The 23,897-nt window shown below is 56.7% G+C and carries 5 protein-coding genes; all 5 read left to right on the top strand.

All coding sequences use genetic code 11. The features are described 5' to 3' along the window. The first annotated feature begins 2 nt into the window (after window positions 1-2). Window positions 3-5,087 (top strand): non-ribosomal peptide synthetase, encoded by a 5,085-nt coding sequence (locus tag PN498_RS00230; protein WP_272060653.1) that lies wholly within the window; start codon window positions 3-5, stop codon window positions 5,085-5,087. Further along, window positions 5,084-8,482 carry an amino acid adenylation domain-containing protein gene (locus PN498_RS00225; protein WP_272060652.1) on the top strand — a complete coding sequence of 1,133 codons (3,399 nt, stop codon included), beginning with the start codon at window positions 5,084-5,086 and terminating at the stop codon, window positions 8,480-8,482. The genes PN498_RS00230 and PN498_RS00225 overlap by 4 nt, the downstream gene beginning before the upstream one ends. Continuing rightward, on the top strand, window positions 8,475-13,157 hold the full coding sequence (locus tag PN498_RS00220) for a type I polyketide synthase (protein ID WP_272060651.1): 4,683 nt from the start codon (window positions 8,475-8,477) through the stop codon (window positions 13,155-13,157). The genes PN498_RS00225 and PN498_RS00220 overlap by 8 nt, the downstream gene beginning before the upstream one ends. Further along, on the top strand, window positions 13,154-20,758 hold the full coding sequence (locus PN498_RS00215; RefSeq protein WP_272060650.1) for a non-ribosomal peptide synthetase: 7,605 nt from the start codon (window positions 13,154-13,156) through the stop codon (window positions 20,756-20,758). Before PN498_RS00220 ends, PN498_RS00215 begins: the two co-directional genes overlap by 4 nt. Further along, window positions 20,755-23,897, top strand: a 3,143-nt coding sequence (locus tag PN498_RS00210; RefSeq protein ID WP_272060649.1) for a non-ribosomal peptide synthetase, incomplete at its 3' end; no start/stop codon positions are given. The genes PN498_RS00215 and PN498_RS00210, both read left to right, overlap by 4 nt.

Here is a 23,897-nt window from a genome sequence, read left to right as displayed (position 1 = left end):
CTATGCTCCCCGACTACTTCGTAACGATAGAAGAACTGCCGCTGACGCCGAATGGCAAAGTCGATCGCACCGCTCTCCCCACACCCCATGCAACTGCAACGCTGAATGTCTCAGCAGGACCACTAACACCCCCAGAAGAACTGCTGGCAACCATTTGGTCGGCAGTTTTGGGTCAGAACGAAATTGGCCGCCATGACAACTTCTTTGACTTGGGTGGTCACTCGCTGCTAGCGACCCGCGTCGTGGCTCAGGTGCGTCAGGCGTTTGATGTAGCGCTGCCCTTGCGAACCTTGTTTGAGTATCCGACGCTATCTCAACTCGGCGAAGCGATCAACAGACTGAAGACCAGCGATAGTTCAGTATCCCTTCAGCCCATTCAATCGATTGACCGTTCCGGACCCCTACCCCTCTCCGATGCCCAGCAGCGGCAGTGGGTACTGGCCCAGCTTGAGCCAAACAGCCCGTTCTATAGTATTCCGACAGCGGTGCGAGTCCAGGGAGCATTATCAGCAAACCTGCTGCAACACAGTCTTGAGCAGATTACCGAACGGCACGAGGTGCTGCGAACGGCGTTCAAGGATGTGAACGGTCAGGCCCAAACCGAGATTCACGCTGAGGTTGAGATTAAGGTTCCTCTAATTGACTTGAGCGCCCTAGACGAGCACAGCCAACGCGACAAAATACGTCAGCAGATCCGTCTGGAATCTCAGCAGCCCTTCGAGCTGAGTAAGCCGCCATTAGTCCGAATGAAGGTGTTGCAACTGGCAGAGCAAGACCACATTGTGCTGCTGAGCCTGCATCACATCATCGCCGACGGCTGGTCGATGGGCATTTTAGTGCAGGAACTGGCTCAAAGCTACGATGCTTTGCGATCAGGGAAACCTGTGGAATTACCCCCGTTGCCCATTCAGTATGTGGACTATGCCACTTGGCAGCAGCAGTCCCAAGAGAGTCACTTAGCCTATTGGCAGAACCGACTTCAGGATGCGCCACCCCTGTTGGAACTCCCGACTGATTATCCTCGCCCCGCAGAGCAGTCCTTTGCAGGCGCAACCTGTGAATTCCAACTGTCTACAAAACAAACCCAGGCACTGGAACAGCTCAGCCAGCAGCAGGGCGTCACCCTGTTTATGATGCTGTTGGCAGCCTTTCAGGTCCTTTTACATCGGTACAGCGGCTTTACCGATTTAGTGGTTGGCACCCCTATCGCCAATCGCCCCCAGACGGAGTTGGAAGGGCTGATCGGCATGTTTGTCAATACGCTAGTGCTGCGGACAGATCTGTCTGGCAATCCTCGGTTTGAAGAACTGTTGGATCGAGTGCGCGAGATGGCGCTTGATGCCTATGCCCACCAGTCAGTCCCCTTCGAGCGGGTAGTCGATAGTTTGGACGTGCCTCGTAGTTGGAGCCACGCGCCGCTATTTCAAGTGATGTTCGTCTTGCAAAATGCGCCCATGCAGGCGATCGCCCTCCAAGACCTGGAGTGGCAGCCGCTTTCCATAGATAACGAAACATCCAAATTCGACCTCACCCTGTCGATGCGGCCAACGGACACCGGACTTCAGGGAACGCTGGAATATCGGACCGACCTGTTTGCAGCAGAAACTATCCAGCGCATGGCCGGGCATTTGTGTACCCTGCTGACAGCCATCTGTGAGCAGCCGAGGAGCCGGATTGCTGAACTGCCATTGTTGACGCAACCAGAACAGATCCAACTCACCCAGTGGAATCAGACTCAGACGGACTATCCGCGCCACCTGTGTATTCACGAGCTGTTTGAGCAGCAGGCCGCGCAAACGCCGGAGGCCGTCGCCTTAGTTTTTGGTGAGCAGTCCTTTACCTATCAGGAGCTGAATGTTCGGGCTAACCAGTTGGCCTGGCATCTGCGATCGCACCGAATTGGTCCCGACACCCTGATTGGTTTATGGGCTGACCGTCGTCCCAAAACCATCATCGCCCTGTTGGCGATTCTCAAGGCCGGAGCTGCCTACGTGCCTCTCGACCCCAGCTATCCTCAAGCTCGACTTCAGTTCATGATCGAAGATGCTGAGCTGACCCTTGTGATCTCACCAGAAAAAATCAGCCTTCCCTTAACTGCGATAGCTTGTCAGCAAGTTGATCTGGAGGCTGAGGCCACTGCAATATCTCAGCAAAGTCACGCAAAGCCGCCCGCCTCAACCGCGGCAGCCAATCTGGCCTACGTGCTTTACACCTCCGGCTCTACCGGACAACCCAAAGGCGTTTGTACGCCTCACCAAGGTGTGGTGCGACTGGTCAAAGAGACCAACTATATCCAATTTGGCCCTGACGAAGTCTTTCTCCAAGCGGCTTCCCTTTCCTTTGATGCCTCGACTTTTGAAATTTGGGGAGCCTTGCTCAATGGCAGCAAGCTCGTGCTGCTACCGACATCCTCTCCTGCCCTATCAGACTTGGCTCAGGCGATCGCCCAGCACCACGTCACCACGCTATGGCTCACCGCTGGACTATTCCACCTGATGGTAGATGAGCAGCTTGATGCGCTCAAACCCGTGCGACAGCTTTTGGCAGGCGGTGATGTCCTCTCCAACTCCCACATCCACAAAGCCCTCTCCACGCTGAAGCACACTCGCCTCATTAACGGCTACGGCCCTACCGAAAATACGACCTTCACCTGCTGCCACGCCATCACTGCCGACAGCTTGGCAGCAAATTCGTTAGACAGCTCCCCCCCAATCGGTCGTCCCATCGCCAACACCCAAGCTTACATCCTGGATACGAACCTCCAGCCTGTTCCCATCGGCATTCCCGGCGAACTCTACATTGCTGGTGACGGCCTCGCTCGCGGCTACCTCAATCAACCTAATTTGACTGCTGAACGGTTTATCCCGAAACCATTTATTGAAAACGCAGAAGGCAGAACGAACAACCAACAACGGAGAACTAATAACGAGGAATCAAGCACCAACAGCCAACAACGAATTCTTTACAAGACCGGAGATCGCGCCCGCTACCGCCCCGACGGTGCCATCGAATTCCTGGGACGCCTGGACAATCAGGTCAAGATTCGTGGCTTCCGCATTGAGTTGGGTGAAATCGAAGCGGCACTGTTAGGCCATCCCAATGCTGAGCAAGCCGTAGTGATTCCCTGGACAGATGAAGCAGGACCGCAGCGGCTTGTGGCGTACATCGTCAAGGCAAAAAGCACAAAGCAAACGGCAGACAAAACCGCGAACCATCAACCCCCAACCACTAACCCCCAACCACTAACCACTAACCAACAACCATCAACCACCAACCCCCAAAACCTCAAAAACCATCTTGCCGACCAGCTTCCCTCCTACATGCTCCCAGCGGCCTTTGTCGAACTGGAGTCACTACCGTTAACTCGTAACGGGAAAGTTGATCGGCGATCGCTGCCTGCTCCAACATGGGAGAGCGAAACGGCTGAAGCCCTTCCCCAAACCCTAATTGAGCAGAGACTGGCAGACATTTGGGCCTCCGTGTTGCGGTTAGAAACGGTAGGGCTAAACGACAATTTCTTTGATCTGGGAGGGGATTCAATTCTGGCCCTACAAATGGTGAGTCGGGCCGCGCAGGCTGGATTATCCATATCGCCTCGACAAATCTTCCAGCATCAGACAATCGCAGAATTAGCCACGGTGATAGAAACAGCCGCCGCTGGTGTCATAGCGCCGATGGCAGAGACAGGAAATGTGCCGCTAACGCCCATCCAACAGTGGTTCTTTAAGCAGAATTTAGCAAATCCCCATCATTTCAATCAGGCGGTTTACCTAGAACTGCCGCTGGCAGCGGATCGAGGCTGCTTGGATCGAGCTATTCAGCAGGTGGTGAATCATCATGATGTCCTGCGACTACGATTTGAGCCCACGCATGGAGACTGGCAGCAGCACTACGCTGAGGCCCCAGAGGTTGGGGCAATCACCTGGTATGACCTGTCGTCTCTGACGGAGGACGACCAAGCCCAGAAAGTTGAGCAGTTAGCCAATGAGCTACAGGCTAGTCTCCGGCTGGAAACGGGTCCTCTCATACGGATAGGAGGATTTAATCTGGGGCTTGAGCGTCCGAGTCGTCTGCTGATTGTGATGCATCACCTGGTGGTGGACGGTTTGTCTTGGCGTATTTTGTTGGCCGACTTGCTGCTGGCTTATCAACAGGAGCTTCGTGGGGTTACTGCTCAACTTCCCCCCAAAACACACTCGTTTAAGCAATGGGCCACTTGGCTGGAATCAATCAACGGTCAGGCGGAAGAGGCACGACCTTACTGGCAAACGCTGCCTCAATCCTCGTCTCTGCCGCTGGATCAAAATACGGGAGAAAATACTGTAGCGGTAGCAGCAACAGTGAGGGCATCACTCTCATCCCACCAAACTCAGGCTCTACTGCAAGAGGTGCCTTCACTTCATAACGTCCAGATGGATGATGTGCTGCTGACGGCTTTGGTACAAGTCCTAACTAATTGGACAGAGGCGCGATCGCATCTCGTCATGCTAGAAAACTACGGCAGGTATCCTGACATTTGGGGAAATGAGCTGAATTTGAGTCGCACGGTGGGCTGGTTCACTTGTTTACATCCAGTGGCATTGCAGCTTGCAGGGGAAGAGCTGGGCGAACAGCTCAAGTCTGTGAAAACACAGCTCCGGCAGGTACCGCATCAGGGCCTTAGCTATGGCCTGCTGCGCTACAGCATGGATGTTGAAGAATTGGCGAGGCAGCCCCAAATCAGCTTCAACTATCTGGGCCAGTTCGATGGCCTCCTGGCAGAAGCAAACGGATTCCGCCTGCTAGAAACGCCTGGAAAAACCCATGATGGGCGCAATAAGCGATCGCACCTAATCGAAATCAACAGTCGGATTCGGGACGGTCAGTTGCAGATGGACTGGACCTACAGTCAGCACCATCATCATCGCTCTACTTTGGAGCACTTAGCAGACCAATACATAGTGGCGCTACAGGAATTGATGACCTACTGTCAGTCAGCTGCTCCCCAACTCTACAGTCCCGGAGATTTCAGTTTGGTGCAGCTCGATCAGACCACGCTAGAAGCAGTGCTGGGCAACGTCACGTTTCAGGGAGGGGCCAGCCAATGACCATAACTGCCAACAGGCCAGCCATCGAAGATTTGTACCCCCTATCACCCACTCAGCAGGGGTTGTTGTTCCATAGTCTCTACGGGCCAGATTCAGGTGTCTATGTGGTACAGCTCGGCTTCACCATACGAGGTGAGTTCAACCTGGAGGTCTTTTCCCGGACCTGGCAGTGGCTCGTGCAGCGACATCCCGTGCTGCGGACGGCCTTCACCTGGGAATCTTTAGAGGAGCCACTACAGGTAGTCGGGCAAAAGGCAACGCTGCCCATTGATCATCAGGACTGGCGAGCGAAATCTCCTGAAGCACAGGATCAGGAACTGGTCGCATGGTTAGAGCGCGATCGCCGTCAGGGATTTGATCTATCGGCAGCGCCCCTGATGCGTTTAGCGGTTCTGCACCTGGCCACAGACACTTACCGCATTGTTTGGACATATCATCATCTGCTGCTGGATGGCTGGTCGGTTCCCTTGCTGTTGAGGGAACTGCTAATGGGCTACCAAGCCTTTGAGCAGGGGCAGACTCCCATTCTGGAGACTCCTCGCCCCTACCGCAACTACATTGCCTGGTTAAAGCAGCAGGATGCGGCGGTTGCCACTCAATTTTGGCAACAGCGTCTCCAAGGGCTGAGGACCCCCACCCCCCTTGGCATCGATCGCACCCGGCAAACAGCGAATGCGAAGCCCCAATACGCAATCAAGCAGCATGCTTTGTCACCTGAACTAACTGCTCAGTTGCGATCGCAGGCCCAAACCCATCGCCTCACGCTGCATACCTTGGTGCAGGGTGCTTGGTCGATCGTTCTAGGTCGCTACAGCGGCACATCTGAAGTCCTCTTCGGCAGTACCTGCGCTGGACGTCCCCCTGCCCTTCAGGGTGCTGAGAACATGGTGGGTCTGTTCATCAACACGTTGCCCATGCGGGTCAACCTGGCCCCCGACCAGTGCGTCAACACCTGGTTGCAGCAGCTTCAAAATCAACAGCTAGAACAGCAGCCCTATGAATACACGCCCCTTGTCCAGATTCATGGCAGCAGCGACATTCCCCGCAGTCTGCCGCTGTTTGAAAGCATTGTGGTGTTCGAAAACTATCCCGTCGAACCCGCTTTGAAACAGGGCGTCCGCAATTTTGCGATTGAGGATGTCATCACTGCGGAACAGACCAACTATCCGCTGACGCTATTTGCAGCGGCTCAGCAAACGCTTGACTTCAAGGTGCAGTACGACTGTAGTCGCTTTACCTCCGCTAGCATTGAGCGATCGCTGGGTCATTTAGAAACCGTACTGAAGGCTCTGATCGAGCCTGATCAAACCATCGGGACCCTGCCTTTGCTCACCGAGCAAGAGCATCAGCAGTTCGCGGCCTGGAACCAAACCGAGCAGCCCATTCCTGATTGCTGCGTCCATGAGCAGATTGCCGAGCAGGCACAGGCCACACCAGACGCCACTGCCGTCATCTTTGAGGATGTCGTCCTCACTTACCGAGATCTTGAGCAGCAGGCCAATCAACTGGCTCATTACTTGATGGCAAAGGGCGTACAGCCAGGAGAGCGCGTCGCCCTCGGCCTGGAACGCTCCGCTGAACTGGTCATCACCCTCCTCGCTATCCTCAAAGTCGGAGCCACCTACCTGCCCCTCGACCCTGCCTATCCCGCTGAGCGCCTGCGCTTCATCCTCAACGATGCGGACGTGGCGATGCTGGTTACTGCGAATGATGGCATGGTGGGCAGTGCCCACCCTACGATGCCGACAACGCTTGTCTTGGATTTGGCTCAGGACGCAGCAGCGATCGCGGCCACCTTCCCAACTCCCCTGCCCCCTGCCGCCTCAAACACCCTCGCCTACCTCATCTACACCTCCGGCTCTACCGGCACTCCCAAAGGCGTTCCCATCCGCCACTACAGCCTCACCAATCTGCTCTGGTCGATGGCTCACGCTCCTGGCATGACCGCTGATGATACCCTTCTGGCTGTTACCACACCCGCTTTCGATATCGCCGCCCTCGAACTCTTCCTCCCCCTCATCACGGGCGGTACCCTCGTCATCGCGAATCATCACACCACCCGCGACCCGCAACTCTTAGCCGCTCAGCTCGAAACGCATGACGTCACCCTCATGCAGGCTACCCCCGCCACCTGGCGACTCCTCCTCGAAAGCGGCTGGTCTGGTAAAGCCAACCTCAAACTCCTCTGCGGCGGTGAAGCCCTCGACCTCACCCTGGCTCAACACCTACTTCCCTGCGGCCAGGAACTCTGGAACCTCTATGGTCCCACCGAAACCACCATCTGGTCCGCTGCTCTAAAACTGGAGGCAGACACCCTCCAAGACGGCATCGTTCCCCTCGGCCCACCCATCGCCAACACGCAATTCCATGTCCTCAACGCTCAACTACGTCCCGTCCCCCTCGGTGTCCCCGGCGAACTCTACATCAGTGGGCTTGGGCTCACTCCCGGCTACCGCAATCGACCCCAGTTGACAGCCCAGCGGTTCATCTCGTCTCCGTTGGCAGGAAAGACCGAAGACGGAACGAACAACGAACAACCCACAACTCCTCACCCGCGACCCCTCACCCCTATCCCCTATCCCCTCCTCTACCAGACCGGCGATCGCGTCCGCCGCCGCGATGACGGCACTCTAGAGTACCTCGGACGCCTCGACCACCAAGTCAAGCTGCGTGGCTTCCGCATCGAACTCGGCGAAATCGAAGCTAGTCTGACCCAGCATCCCGACATCTCCCAGTCCATCGTCATCCTGCGAAACGACAACGGGCAGGAACCACAGCTCATTGCCTATGTCGTGAAATCAGAAGTTAGAAGTCAGGAGTCAGAAGATGTTACGAACCAAGAACGAATAACGAATAACCAAGAACGAATAACGAATAACCAAGAACCCACAACAATCCCAGCCCTCAAAACCCACTTATCAAACCATCTCCCCCCCTACATGGTGCCAACCCAGTTTGTCGTCCTCGACGCTCTCCCCCTCACCCCCAATGGCAAAGTCGATCGCAACGCTCTCCCCACACCAGAAGGATCACTACAGCCTGAACCTCTCGTCTTGCCTCGGACACAGGTCGAGACAGCGATCGCTGCGATCTGGCAAACGGTGCTCGCCGTTGAACAGGTGGGACTGCATGACAACTTCTTTGATTTGGGAGGACATTCGCTGCTGATGGTCCGGGTTCATGGGCAGATTCAGCAGCAGCTATCGGTCAATATTCCGCTGGTGGAGCTGTTTCGCTATCCCACTGTGAACGCGCTGGCAACCTATTTACGCGATCGCACTGCTGAGACGTCTATGGTGGATCGCACTTCAGAACTAGCGGCAGGCAAACAGCGATTACAGCAGCGTCGTCGACGGCGACAGCGGCAGCCAGCGGGAGGTCAGCAGCATGGATAAGGTCATGGCAACCCCTACGACAGGACTCGAAATCGCCATCATCGGCATGGCGGGACGGTTTCCGGGTGCGGCCTCCGTCGATGAGTTTTGGGACTTACTGCGGGAGGGGAAAGAGGCGATCGCTCAGCTCAATAGCGACACGCTGCGTCAGCAGGGCATTGACGACGCTGTGCTGAATGACCCGCACTATGTCAAAGCGGGTGGCGTTTTGGCCGATGTCGATCAGTTCGATGCCACCTTCTTTGGCTACAGTCCCCGTGAGGCTGAACTCCTCGATCCCCAGCAGCGACTTTTCCTGGAATGTGCTTGGCAAGCCTTGGAGACAGCAGGTTACGATGCCAATTCCTATGACGGCAGCGTGGGTGTTTATGGCGGAGCCGGAATGAACGGCTACCTGTTCAATCTCTACGGCAACGCTCACGTTCGCGAGTCCACTAGCCCCTATGAGCTGTTTCTCGCTAGCGACAAAGACTTTCTCACCACACGAGTCTCCTACAAACTAAACCTCCAGGGGCCCAGCTTGGATATCCAAACTGCCTGCTCCTCGTCTCTGGTGGCAGTGCATACGGCCTGCCAAAGCCTACTCAGCGGCGAGTGCGATATCGCCCTGGCAGGAGGTGTAGCCGTGTCCAAACAGCAAGGCTATCGCTACCAGGAAGGCGGTATCTATTCCCCAGATGGTCACTGCCGCGCCTTTGATGCTCAGGCCCAAGGAACCGTCGGCGGCAATGGCGTTGGCATCATCGTGCTGAAACGCTTAGACGATGCTCTGCGGGACGGCGACCCGATTGACGCCGTGATCAAAGGCTCTGCGGTCAACAACGATGGGGCCTTGAAGGTCAGCTACACGGCTCCCTGCATCGACAGTCAAGCAGCGGTGATTCGGGCTGCCCAGGTCATGGCGGATGTTGCCCCAGAGACCATCACCTATGTTGAGACTCACGGCACGGGCACACCTCTGGGCGACCCAATTGAAATTGCCGCCCTCACGCAAGCCTTTCGCCAAGAGACCAAGCGGAGCGGCTTTTGCGCGATCGCCTCCGTAAAAACCAACATCGGCCACTTGGACGCAGCGGCAGGTATCGCCAGCCTGATTAAAGCTGTCCTCGCCCTGAAACATCGACAAATCCCTGCCAGCCTCCACTTCCAGCAGCCCAACCCACAGATTGACTTTGCTAACAGCCCCTTCTATGTCAACACCCAGCTGAGTGACTGGCCCGCAGGCAACACGCCCCGACGGGCAGGCGTCAGCTCCTTCGGCATCGGCGGCACGAATGTACATGTCGTGCTGGAGGAAGGCAAACAGGCGCGAGCAATCAGGCGTCAGGCGTCAGGAATTAGCAGTCGTTCCTGTGAGCTTTTAACGCTTTCGGCCAGGACGGAATCGGCCCTTGCAAAAACGACGGCTAACTTAGCGGCGCACTTAGAGCAACACCCAGAGTTGAGCTTGGCCGATATTGCCTACACGCTACAGGTAGGGCGACGACCGTTTCATCACCGTCGGACTGTAGTCTGTCAGTCGGTAACCGATGCGATCGCCCAACTCCAAAACGGCAGCTCCGCTCACGTCGCACCAGAAAGCCCAGCTCCCATCATCTTCATGTTCCCCGGACAGGGCACTCAACATCCTGGCATAGCCCAACAGCTTTACGATCAAGAACCCATCTTCCAAAAAACCCTAGATCAGTGCGCTGAGATTCTGGCAGCAGAAGGCATTGACCTACTCAACGTCCTTTACGGGAAATCAGGCCACCCCCAACCAATAACCAATAACCACGAACCAATAACCACCCACCACCCACCAATAACCACCCCCATTCACAACACCGCCCTTGCCCAACCCATCCTCTTCGCCATCGAATACGCCCTCGCCCAGCTCTGGTTATCCTGGGGCATCCGGCCAGAGGCGCTCATCGGGCATAGCCTGGGAGAATATGTGGCGGCGTGCCTAGCAGAGGTATTTTCGCTGGAGGACGGGCTGCGGCTGGTAGCGTTGCGAGGACGGCTGATGCAGCAGTGTCCAGCCGGGGCAATGCTGTCGATCTCGCTGTCGGAGTCGGCACTCCAACCCTTACTGCCAGAGGACATCGTTATTGCCGCAGTCAACGGGCCGGAACTCTGTGCAGTATCGGGAACGGAAGCCGCGATCGCCGCCTTCGCCGTCCAGCTCGTTGAAAAAGATATTTCTCACCAGCGGCTACAAACCTCCCACGGGTTTCATTCGCCGCTCATGGAACCGATGCTAGAGCCGTATCGGATTGCGGTGCAGCAGGTGACGCTGAAGCCGCCGCAGATCCCGTTTATCTCAAACGTCACAGGCACCTGGATGACAGCAGACGCTGCGACTAATCCAAACTACTGGGTGCAGCAGGCGCGACAGGCGGTGAAGTTTGTCGCGGGTCTGGAAACGGTGCAGCAAGAAAGTAGCCCAATCCTGCTCGAAGTGGGGCCGGGAACAACCTTGAGTACGCTCGCTAAGCGGGCCAACGCACAAGCGTCGTCCCCCACTCCCCCCAACGTTGGACAGCGAGGGGGGACAACGTCAGCCAGTATTAACTCTGGAAAAATGCAGCCCCCTACCGCAGCAATTCTGTCATCTTTACCCCATCCCCAGTCACCGACGTCAGATCTGGCTCATCTGCTAGCAACCGTAGGTCAGCTTTGGCTCCGGGGTGTAACAGTGAACTGGCGACAGTTCTCCACGGGTGCCCAGCGAAGAGTTCCCTTACCCACCTATCCCTTCGAGCGGCAGCGATATTGGATTGAACCGGACGGGATGCTGTTGACTCAGCCTACTCAAGCAGCCAGTGTGGGACTGAAGTCTGACATGGCTGACTGGTTTTATCAACCCACCTGGCAGCGCAGCTTGCCGTCTACTGCGACTTCGGTTTTACAGGAGCGTCACTGCTGGCTGATCTTGGCAGACGGTCATGGAATGGGGGCACAGCTGGCTCAGCAGTTGGAACAGGTCGGTCAGGACGTTATTACCGTGGCGATTGGTGAGGCGTTTGGTCAAACGGGCTATCGGCAGTTTGCGCTGAACCCCCAACGGTCAAAAGACTACGACCTACTGCTAGAAGACTTGCAACTGCGAGAGTTGTGGCCAACGCAGATTGTGCATCTGTGGAACCTGGCATCGGTGGACGATCCACGGACAGCGTTTGAACAGGCAGCAACACTCCAGAGACTCGTCAATGCTCTCACCGCCCAATCGACTCAAGAAACGTGTCAAATCACGGTGGTGACAATGGGCCTGTACGACGTGATCGGCACTGAAGCGTTGCAACCGATGGGAGGAGCGATCGCAGGCATTGCCCAAGTCATCAGCCAAGAATATCCCCACCTAGGCTGTCGCTTAATAGACCTACAGCAGCCGAATCACCAACACCCTATAGCGAATCACAAACCCCTTGACCAACTCTGGCAAGAGCTAATCAGTCCTACCGATGCCTTCGTTGTCGCCCATCGCGGTCGTCACCGCTGGCAGCAACGCTATCAGCCCATTTCGCTATCGGCGGACAGGCCAGCGTCCACAACTCGTTTACGGAAAGGGGGGACGTACCTCGTGGTGGGTGATCTGGAGCAAGGTTTAGGCAAGATTTGGGCCCAGGCACTGGCAGCAGAATGGCAGGCCAAGCTGGTTTTGGTAGGCGATCGCACAGCGGTTCCGCCGATCCCGCCGGAGGCAACTGAGGGCCTAGCGCTGAGTCTCGACATGGCGGATGCGACCCAACTTAAAGCGGCGATCCAAAAGGCAGAAAGCGAACTAGGCCCCATTCATGGTGTCTTCTACTCCACTCCCACGACGAATGACCAGTCAGCAGCACCCCTGGCTCTGATGCAGCCTGCCCACTGGGACTACAATTTCCGGCATCAGCTTCAAGGACTGTGGCATCTGTCTACGGCTCTGGCAGGAAAGTCTCTGGACTTTTGTCTGGTCCAGTCGTCGCTTTCTTCGGTCATTGGGGGGATTGGGCTGGCAGCCTATGCGGCGGCGAATAGTGCGATCGATGCCTTCATTCACCAGCAAAATCAGCGCGGTGAGGGGACTTGGTTGAGCGTTAACTGGGATGCCAGTTTGGCAGCGGACGCCCCTAGACCGGAGGGGGTCGGCAGTGCCCTAGCGGACTTTGCCTTAACGCCAGAGGAGGTTTGGATCGCGGCCGAGCGAATTCTAACAACGGGTGTAGCGGGGCAAATGGCTGTTTCCAAAGGGGATCTGACAGCCCGTATCGACCAGTGGATTCATGCCGTTCCCCGACCTCAGACAGCCACTGAACAGCCGATCGCATCAGCCCACAGTCGTCCTCAACTCACCACCCCCTATGCTCCGCCTCGCAATGATGTCGAGCAGACCATCACCACGATTTGGCAAGAGCTGTTAGGCGTTGAGCAGGTGGGCATTCATGACAGCTTCTTTGATTTGGGCGGTCATTCATTGCTAGCGATTCAGGCGATTTCGCGCCTGCGGCAGGCGTTCCCAGTCGCGATCGAGATGCGGAGTCTTTTGTTTGAAGCCCCAACGGTGGCGGGGATTGCGGCAGCGATCGCGGAACATCTGCCTGCTGCTGGAGAACTCGATGAAATGGCGGCTCTCTTAGCGGAGGTTCAAACCCTGTCTCCAGAGGAGATTCAGCAGCAGTTAGCCCAACAGACGGGGGGACAGGCATCATGACCAACTTATTTCAAAAACTCTCCGCCCTTTCCCCAGAACAGCGAGCTTTATTTGAACAAAAGCTGGCCGAACGGGGGTTGCAGGCCCCTCAGCAAGTGACGATTCCTCAGCGTCCGAGCACGGAGCATCCCCCCCTCTCCTTCGCCCAACAGCGGCTGTGGTTCATTCAGCAATTGGACCCCACCAATACCGCCTACAACGTCGCTAGCGTTCTCCGCCTGCGCGGCAATCTGAACATTCCCGTGCTGGAGCAGACCCTTAACGCCCTCGTCGAGCGACACGAAACTCTCCGGACCCATTTCGACACCACCGCAGACAATCAGCCCGTCCAGATCGTGCAGCCAATGCAGCCTGTCTCGCTGCCCGTCATCACTCTACGCCAGCCAGAAGGCCGTCGGTTGGATAGAGCAACAGCGAACCCCACCCCCCCTCTCACTGAAAGCAAGGATGCCGCTCAAACCATCGACTTCAACGCCATTTCGCCTGATCGAGATGAACTCGACAATGCCGCTCATGAGCAAATTACAGCCCTCACGCAAAAACCCTTCGACCTCACCCAACCCCTATTACGCCTAGCCCTGCTGCAACTCAACGAACAAGAGCATTTGTTAGTGCTGACCACTCACCACATCATTTCTGATCGCTGGTCAGTCATGGTGTTTCTGCGAGAAATGACGCTGCTGTATGACGCCTTTCGGCAGGGCAAACCGTCTCCCCTAGCCTCCCTACCCATTCAATACGGGGATTGGGCACTGTGGCAACGGCAGCAGCTCCAAGGTCAACGCCTGGAGGATCGGCTCACCTATTGGCAGGAGCAGCTTGGTGGCGAACTGCCCGTCTTAGAACTGGCCTATGATCGCCCCCGTCCAGCCGTTCCCACCTATCAGGGAGCGCAGCAGCCGCTAACCCTTTCGCCAGAGCTGTCTACTGCCCTCAAAACCCTCAGCGCTCAGTCAAACGTCACGCTATTTACGCTACTGCTGACGGCTTTCAAAGTACTGCTGCATCGCTATAGCCAGCAGCATGACATCGTGGTGGGAAGCGACATTGCTAACCGCGATCGCCTGGAAACCGAAGGGCTGATCGGGCTACTGGTCAATACCCTGGTGCTGCGAAGCGACCTCTCCGGTGATCCCCGCTTTTGTGACCTGCTAGACCAGGTGCGAGAGACGGTGCTGGGTGCTCTGGCTCACCAGGATTTACCCTTCGAGAAGCTGGTGGAAGTCCTCAATCCAGATCGGCACCTAAGCCAAATGATGCCTCTGTTTCAGGTAAAACTCGATTTGCAGCAGGCTCGCGTACGGCCCTTAGAGCTAGCTGGAATCACCCTGGAGCGCTATCCCCTAGCGGACGAAAGCGCCAAATATGAGCTACGTTTCAACTTGCAAGAGACTGAGCAGGGCATCTCCGGTCAGGTGGAGTACAGTACCGATCTGTTCGACGCCAGCACCATTGCCCGCATGGTCGAGCATTTTCAGATAGTGCTGACCGGCATTGTGGCCGAACCAAACCAGCGTTTGTCCGAACTGCCGCTACTGGGCGAAGCCGAGCGCAATACGCTACTAACGGTTTGGAATCAGACCCAGCAGCCTGTTCCAGACGATCTTTGCATTCACCACCTGTTTGAAGCTCAGTGCGATCGCACCCCCGACGCCACTGCCCTGATTTGGCAAGAGCAGCACCTGACCTATCGCGAGTTGAATGATCAGGCCAATCGTCTGGCAGCCTATTTGAAATCTTGGGGAGTCGGCCCAGAAGTTCCTGTCGGTATCTGCATGAACCGCTCTGCCGATATGGTGGTGGGTCTGCTGGGGATTTTGAAAGCAGGGGGTGCCTACGTGCCCCTCGATCCGGCTTATCCCACCGAGCGTTTGGCTTTCATTGTGGCAGATGCTCAGATTTCGGTGCTGCTGACGGATGGAATAGTGCCGTTTGAGTTGGGCGATCGCCCTCTGAAGGTTATCAATCCGTCTGTGACCATTCGTGACGCGGGTTGGGTGGGCAGTGCCCATCCTACGACTCACCCCACATCCGATAGCCTGGCCTATGTGATTTATACCTCTGGGTCGACGGGACGGCCCAAAGGCGTTGCGATCGAGCATCGTAACACCGTCGCCATGCTGCACTGGGCCAAGGGTCAGTTCAAAGAGGCTGACCTTGCAGGGGTTCTAGCCTCAACCTCCATTTGCTTTGACCTGTCTGTCTTTGAGCTGTTTGTGCCCCTAAGCTGGGGGGGCTGCGTGATTCTCGCTGAAAATGCGTTAGCTCTGCCCAAACTCCCTGCGTCTGACTCTGTCACCCTGGTCAACACCGTTCCCAGCATCCTCACCGAATTGCTCACCATCAACGGTCTTCCCTCATCGGTTCAGACTGTTAACTTGGCCGGAGAGGCCCTGCCCCCCGCTCTGGTCCAAGCGCTGCGGCAGCTTCTCCACGTTCAGCACGTCTACAACCTCTACGGCCCCTCTGAAGACACCACCTACTCCACCTGGGCCAACGTCACTGACCTAGACACCACCGCCCCTCGTGCACCCATTGGTCACCCCATCACCAACACCCAAGCGTATGTCCTCGACCCCGCTGGCAACCCTGTTCCCATCGGCGTTCCCGGCGAACTCTACCTCAGTGGCGCAGGCGTCGCCCGTGGTTACTTGAACCGACCAGACCTAACAGCCGAGCGCTTTGTACCGAATCCGTTTGTGGAAACAGCAGAACGAACAACCTACAACGAACAACCCATAACGAACAACCCACAACCCACAACGAACCCTCAACCCTCAACCCTCAACCACCCACCAATCCTCTACAAGACCGGCGATCGCGCCCGCTACCGCTCCGATGGCAGCCTGGACTACCTGGGTCGCATCGACTATCAAGTCAAACTGCGCGGCTTTCGGATCGAACTCGGTGAAATCGAAGCAGTCCTCATCCAGCATCCCAACATTTCCCAGTGCATCGTCGTGCTCCGAGAAGACAACGGGCAGGAACCGCAGCTCATTGCCTATGTCGTGAAATCAGAAGTTAGAAGTCAGGAGTCAGAAGATTTTACGAACCAAGAACGAATAACGAATAACCAACAACAAACAACAATCCCAGCCCTCAAAACCCACCTATCAAATCACCTCCCCCCCTACATGGTTCCCACCCACCTCATCGAGTTGGAAACCCTGCCGCGCCTACCCAACGGCAAAATCGATCGCCGATCGCTCCCAGAACCCGATAGTCTACAGCAGGCAAAATCGGCTCCTTTCATAGCCCCGCAAACGAGAATCGAGCAGGTGTTGGCTGACATCTGGCGGCGGGAACTGAAGCTAGAGCAGGTGAGCGTCCACGCCAACTTCTTTGAGCTGGGCGGTCATTCTCTCCTGGGGATGCGGATGATGGCTCAGGCAGCACAGGTGTTGGAACGAGACATTCCGCTGAAAGCCCTGTTTCAGACACCGACCATTGCAGGACTCGCCGCCCACATTGAAACAACACACTATCAGACCTCAGCGAGTACTCGTTTGCCCACGCTGGAACTCGATCCAGAGTCACGGGATAAACCCTTTCCGCTGACGGACATTCAGCAAGCGTATTGGCTAGGGCGATCTCAGGCATTTGAGTTGGGGAATGTGGCAACCCACGGCTATCGAGAGATTGAGACGATAGGGCTGTCAGTGGCGCAGGTGGAGACAGCATTGCGATCGCTGATTCAGCGTCATCCCATGCTGCGGGCCGTGATCACTTCAGCCGGACAGCAGCAGATAGTGCCAGAGGTACCACCCTACGAAGTTCAGGTCACAGACCTACGGGACACTGCACCAGAGCAAGTAGAGACGGCTTTGATGGCAATGCGCGATCGCCTCTCTCACGCAATTCATGATGTCGAACGCTGGCCTCTGTTCACCATTGAAGCGGCTCAGCTGACGGCAGAGCGCATACGCTTCTACGTCGGCTTTGACGTGTTGATTGGCGACGCCTGGAGCTTCCAGCTTTTGGGGTGGGAGATGGCCCAGGTGTTGCAGGCGCAAGCGCTATCACCGCTCAACCTGACGTTCCGTGATTATGTCCTGGCAGAGCAGGCGTTCCGACAGTCGCCAGAATTTCAACAAGCCCTGGACTACTGGCAGCAGCGATTACCGGACCTCCCTCCAGCCCCCGACCTGCCCCTGGCCATTGCGCCCAGTGCTTTGGAGCGGCCCCGATTTGAGCGACGCAGTGGACGCTTAGACTCAGCCGCCTGGATACGATTACAGCAGCGAGCTAGTCAGGCAGGGCTGACGCCGTCTGGCGTTCTGCTAGCGGCGTTTAGTGAAGTTCTGGCAACGTGGAGCCGCCAGCCTCGGTTTACCCTCAACCTCACCCTGTTCAACCGACTTCCTTTACATCCCCAGGTCAATCAGATCGTGGGCGATTTCACCTCATCGCTGCTGCTGGCTGTGGACAATGCCGGACATGACAGCTTCACAGTTCGGGCACGACGCCTGCAAGCTCAGCTCTGGGAGGATCTGGAGCATCGCACCGTCAGTGGCGTACGAGTCCTGCGGGAGCTGGCGAAAACTCAGCCGCGTCCAGGCGGTGCGCTGATGCCTGTGGTGTTTACCAGCACGCTCAATCAACAGGTCCGTCAGTCGAGCGATCGCCCCTGGCAGGCTGATGTCGTCTACGGCCTTAGCCAAACCTCCCAGGTTTATCTCGATCACCAAGTGTCGGAAGTTGAAGGAGCATTGGTGTTCAATTGGGACGCGATCGCAGATCTCTTCCCAGCCGGACTGCTGGAGGATATGTTTGCCGCCTACAACCAGTTCCTTCAGCATCTAGCCAATACGGAGACCGCTTGGAAGACGCTGCCGCAACTCAGCCCCACGGCCCATGTGGAGGCCCTCAATGCCACCGCCACCCAACTGTTCTCTGGAACCGAGCCGCTGCTACACCAGCTATTTCTGGAGCAGGCCCAGCAACAGCCCGATCAGCCTGCGGTTATCGCGAGCGATCGCACCCTTACCTATAACAACCTGCACCATCACGTCCTCAGCCTTGCCGCTCAGCTACACCAGCAAGGCGTGCAGCCCAATCAGCTCATTGCTGTTTCGATGACGAAAGGTTGGGAATCCGTTGTTGCCGTATTGGGCATTCTCACTGCCGGAGCCGCCTATGTTCCGATCGCTCCTGACTTGCCCCAGGAGCGCCGCTGGCATTTGATTCGGGAAACCCAAACCACCCTTTTGATCACCCAGTCTGAGCTCGCGCCTTTGGCATGGCCCGACTCCCTGACAGCCATCACTGTTGAAGAGTCCCCCACATTCTGCCTGATTTCCCCGCCATCCTTTCCCCAGCCTGCGCCGACGGATCTAGCTTACGTTATCTACACCTCTGGCTCCACTGGCCTGCCCAAAGGCGTCATGATCGACCATCGCGGTACCGTGAACACCGTGCTGGATATCAATCAGCGATTCGATGTCGGCACGGGCGATCGCGTCTTGGCTCTCTCGGCCCTGAGCTTTGACCTGTCGGTTTACGACATCTTTGGCACCCTCGCCGCCGGAGCTACCCTTGTGATCCCCGAGGCTCAGCGCGATCGCGATCCGGCTCACTGGGTGGACCTACTCAACGCCCACAACATTACCCTCTGGAACTCAGTGCCTGCCCTGATGTCCCTTTTCTTGACAGAACTAGAGCGCCATCCCAACCCTGCCCAATCCCTTCGACAGGTACTCCTCAGCGGCGACTGGCTCCCCCTCTCGCTACCAGAACAAATCCAAGCAGCCTTTCCAAACGCTGAAGTTGTCAGCCTCGGCGGTGCCACCGAAGCCTCCATCTGGTCGATCGCCTACCTCATCCAAATCGTCGATTCCGCCTGGAACAGCATTCCCTACGGTCGCCCCCTCGCCAACCAACAATGGTACGTCCTCAACGGAAACCTTCAGCCCTGCCCCGTTTGGGTTCCCGGCCAGCTCTACATCGGTGGCAAAGGACTAGCGCAAGGCTACTGGCAACAACCCGAAAAAACCGCTGCCGCGTTCGTGCCCAATCCACTCTTAGACAAGAAACCCGAAACACCTATTAACCCACAACGAATAACCCACAACGAACAACGAACAACCCACAACCCACAACCCATCCTCTATAAAACCGGCGACCTAGGCCGTTACCGTCCCGATGGCACGATTGAATTCTTGGGCCGCGAAGACTCTCAGGTCAAGCTCAACGGCTACCGAGTTGAATTGGGAGAAATTGAAGCGGCATTGCTCCTGCATCCAGCGATTCGGGAGGCGGTGGTGATGGCGGTGGGTGAAACGGTTCAAAGTCAGCAGTTGGTGGCCTATGTAGTTCCCAAGGAGGGGAACGAATCAGCAGCAGGTACCACCCCCAATCATCCCTTGGCAAAACTGGCCTTCAAGCAGGAACGGCGGGGATTACGGCGCTTTGCGGATGAGCCGATCAGCGTTGCCCTACCGCTGGACGAAGCCAATCCGCACCCTTACCTGCGGCGACAGAGCTATCGACAGTTCCGACAAACTCCGATCGCCCTTAAACCCTTTAGTCAATTCCTCAGCACCCTAAAATCGATCGCGCTGGCAGAGTCGCCTCTCCCCAAGTATCGGTATGCGTCGGCGGGTAGCCTCTATCCGGTGCAGACCTATCTCCACGTTAAGGCGGAACGGATTCAGGGACTGGAAGCAGGTTTCTATTACTACCATCCAGCCGATCATCGACTCGTGCAACTGGAAACCCAAAACGTTGATTTCGACGCGCTCTACAGCAGCAATCCAGCCATTGTTGAACAGTCGGCATTTACGCTGTTCTTTGTGGGACGAATGGCAGCGATCGCCCCCATTTACGCTCACCAAGCTCGTGACTTTTGCCTGCTAGAAGCGGGCTACATGAGCCAACTCCTGATGGAAGCAGCGCCAGATCATAATTTGGGTCTCTGCCCTCTAGGTCAATTTGGCCTAGAGACCTTGCAACAAGCTCTTGATCTCGATAGCGGCCACGAAATTCTGCACGGTTTGGCAGGCGGCAGCATTGATCCTGCTTGGACACAGCAGTGGCAAGCCCCCCAGGAATCCCGCTCTGGGACATCGCTGACAGCAGCGCTGCGAGACTTTTTGGCTCAAAAGCTCCCTGCTTACATGGTGCCGACCCTCTATCAGCTGCTAGAGGCGCTACCCCTAAGCGCCAACGGCAAGGTGGACCGCAAGGCACTGCCGATGCCGAGTAGCCTGACTCCGGAGCAACCCTTCGTAGCTCCGAGCACGGAAGTAGAAGAAGCGATCGCGGCCATTTGGCAAGATGTTCTCCAGTTAGAACAGGTCAGCATTCACGCCAACTTTTTTGAGGTGGGCGGCAACTCCCTAGCGGCAATGCAGGCCCTCTCACAGCTGCGCCAGGCTTTTCCCATCGACCTGTCCATTCGTCAGTTTTTCACAGCTCAAACTCTGGCAGAGCAGGCCGCTGTCGTTGAATCTCTCCTGGCAGGGCAGTCATCCCCGGTCCCGGCGGATACCATTCAACCCATTCAGCCGACAGATCCTCAGGCGTTGTTAAGCCAGCTGGATGATCTGTCCGAGCAGGACGTGGATTCCTTACTGAGTCAGATGCTAGAGGAGGAATCATGAGCCGATCTATGACTAATCTGACGCCTGAACACAAGCGGCAACTCCTCGCTCAGCTGCTACAAAAGAAAGCCCAGCAGAGCACACTTCAACGGTTTCCTCTCTCCTTTGCTCAGCAGCGTCTGTGGTTTATTGAACAGCTCCAGCAGGGCACAGCAGTATACGTTATTCCAGCGGTGTTACGACTGGCAGGGCCACTGCGGGTAGAGGAACTGCATCACAGTTTGAATGCGATCGCTCAGCGTCACGCCATCCTCCGCACCCGCTTCATCACTGATGCTGGTCAACCCTATCAGCAGGTGGAACCCAGCATTGAACTGCCATTGCCTGTATGTGATTTAAGTCAAGTTTCTGACGCCGAGGTGCAGTCCCACATTCAGACAGCTATTACCCAGCCCTTCGACTTGTCGCAGGCTCCACTATGGCGCTGTCAGCTTCTCAAGACCGCTCCCGACACTCATTTACTGATCGTTGGTATTCACCACATCGTCGCGGACTACTGGTCTCTGCGGGTGCTGATGGCAGAAATCGCGGCTCTATATACTGCCAAAACCCAACAGCGGGTGGCTGACTTGCCCAAACTCTCCATTCAATATGTCGACTACGCTGCCTGGCAGCGACAGCAGCTTGATACTCCTAGTCAGGCTGACCAGCCTTCTTCCCTAGAGCGGCAGCTGGACTATTGGAAACAGCAGCTCAACAATCCTCCCCCGCTGCTCGATCTGCCGACCGACTATTCCCGTCCTGCTGTTCAGAGCTTTCGTGGTGCGCGCCAGTCGTTCGCCCTGGCTCCAGATTGCGCCAAAACCCTCAAGGCCCTAGCCCAAAAGCAACAGGTCACGCTGTTCATGTTGCTGCTGGCGACCTTTCAGGTCCTGCTCCATCGCTACACTCAGCAGACAGATATCTGGGTCGGCTCCACAGTGACCAATCGCGATCGCCGCGAAACCCAAAACCTCATCGGCCTTTTCGTCAACAACCTGGTCTTCCGTGGTCAGGCATCCAGCGACCTACCCTTCGATCAGTTCCTGCAGCAGGTGCGCGAAACCGCCCTTGATGCCTATGCTCATCAGGACGTGCCTTTTGAAGCGATCGTCGATGCTCTCCAGGTCGAGCGTCACCTCAGCCACAATGCGCTGTTCCAGGTGATGTTCATTCTGCACAATACGCCGACTCAGACCTTCACCCTGCCCGATCTTCAGGTCACGGCTCTAGAACCTGACACGACCACCGCCCGCTTTGATCTCAGCCTCGACATGTACGAAACCCCCAGCGGGCTGACAGGCGTTTTTGAATACAACACCGACCTTTTCAAACCTGCCACTATCCAGCGACTCGTGGGTCATTTCCAAACGTTGCTGGGCGCGATCGCAACCACACCCACAACACCCATCGGAACCCTCCCTTTACTCACCCCCGCTGAGCATCAGCAGTTCGCAGCCTGGAACCAAACCGAGCAGACCATTCCTGATTGCTGCGTCCATGAGCGGATTGCAGACCAGGCCCAAGCTAATCCAGACGCCACTGCCGTCATCTTTGAGGATGTCGTCCTCAGCTATCAAGACCTAGAGCAGCAGGCCAATCAACTGGCTTATTACTTGATGGCAAAAGGTGTACAGCCCGGCAATCGCATCGCCCTCTGCCTGGAACGCTCCGCTGAACTGGTCATCACCCTCCTCGCTATCCTCAAAGCTGGAGCCACCTACCTGCCCCTCGACCCGGCCTATCCCGCTGAGCGCCTGCGCTTCATTCTTGACGATGCGGACATGGCGATGCTGATTGTCGCCAGAGGGGAAACGGTGGGCAGTGCCCACCCTACGATGCCGACAACGCTTGTCTTGGATTTGGTGCAGGACGCAGCAGCGATCGCGGCCACCTCGCCTGCTCCCCTGCCCCCTGCCGCCTCAGACACCCTCGCCTACCTCATCTACACCTCTGGCTCTACCGGCACTCCCAAAGGCGTTCCCATCCGCCACTACAGCCTCACCAACCTGCTCTGGTCGATGGCTCACGCTCCTGGCATGAACCATGACGATACTCTCCTGGCCGTCACTACTCCTGCCTTCGACATCGCTGCCCTCGAACTCTTCCTGCCCCTCATCACGGGCGGTACTCTCGTCATCGCGAATCATCACACCACCCGCGACCCGGAACTCTTAGCCGCTCAGCTCGAAGCACATGACATCACCCTCATGCAGGCTACCCCCGCCACCTGGCGACTCCTCCTCGAAAGCGGCTGGTCTGGTAAAGCTAACCTCAAACTCCTCTCTGGTGGCGAAGCCCTCGACCTCACCCTGGCTCAACAGCTCCTTCCCTGCGGCCAGGAACTCTGGAACCTCTATGGTCCGACCGAAACCACCATCTGGTCCGCTGCTCTAAAACTGGAGGCAGACACCCTCCAAGACGGCATCGTTCCCCTCGGCCCACCCATCACCAACACTCACTTCCATGTCCTCGATACTCAACTACGTCCCGTCCCCCTCGGTGTTCCTGGCGAACTCTACATCAGTGGGCTTGGGCTCAGTCCCGGCTACCGCAATCGACCCCAGTTGACAGCCCAGCGGTTCATCTCGTCTCCGTTGGCAGGAAAGACCGAAGACAGAACGAACAACGAACAACCCACAACTCCTCACCCGCGACCCCTCACCCCTCACCCCCATCCCCTCCTCTACCAGACCGGTGACCGCGTCCGCCGCCGCGATGACGGCACTCTAGAGTACCTCGGACGCCTCGACCATCAAGTCAAGCTGCGCGGCTTCCGCATCGAACTCGGCGAAATCGAAACCGTTCTATGTCAGCATCCCAATGTCGAGCAGGCCGTAGTGGTTCTGCGAACGGATAGTAGCGAAGCAGCAAAGCTGGTGGCCTATGTCGTGAGGAGTCCAGAAGGCAAGAGCCAGAAGGCAGGAGCCAGAAGCAATCCATCCCCAACAACCAACAACCAACAACCAACAACCAATAACCAACAACCAACAACCAACCCCCAACAACCAATAACCAATAACCAACAACCAACAACTGACACCCCACCCCTGCGCCAGTATCTTGCGAACAAGCTTCCGCCCTACATGCTCCCCGACTACTTCGTAACGATAGAAGAACTGCCGCTGACGCCGAATGGCAAAGTCGATCGCACCGCTCT

Source organism: Oscillatoria sp. CS-180, assembly GCF_028330965.1.
GTDB lineage: Bacteria > Cyanobacteriota > Cyanobacteriia > Phormidesmidales > Phormidesmidaceae > Halomicronema.
The sequence above is the reverse complement of the archived record's forward strand: the minus strand, read 5'-3'. Positions and strand labels throughout refer to the sequence as shown.

Bases quoted from the DNA above. Each gene is read 5' to 3' on its own strand.
- PN498_RS00220 (WP_272060651.1), top strand. From the start codon at position 8,475: ATGGATAAGGTCATGGCAACCCCTACGACAGGACTCGAAATCGCCATC.
- PN498_RS00230 (WP_272060653.1), top strand. From the start codon at position 3: ATGCTCCCCGACTACTTCGTAACGATAGAAGAACTGCCGCTGACGCCG.
- PN498_RS00215 (WP_272060650.1), top strand. From the start codon at position 13,154: ATGACCAACTTATTTCAAAAACTCTCCGCCCTTTCCCCAGAACAGCGA.
- PN498_RS00225 (WP_272060652.1), top strand. From the start codon at position 5,084: ATGACCATAACTGCCAACAGGCCAGCCATCGAAGATTTGTACCCCCTA.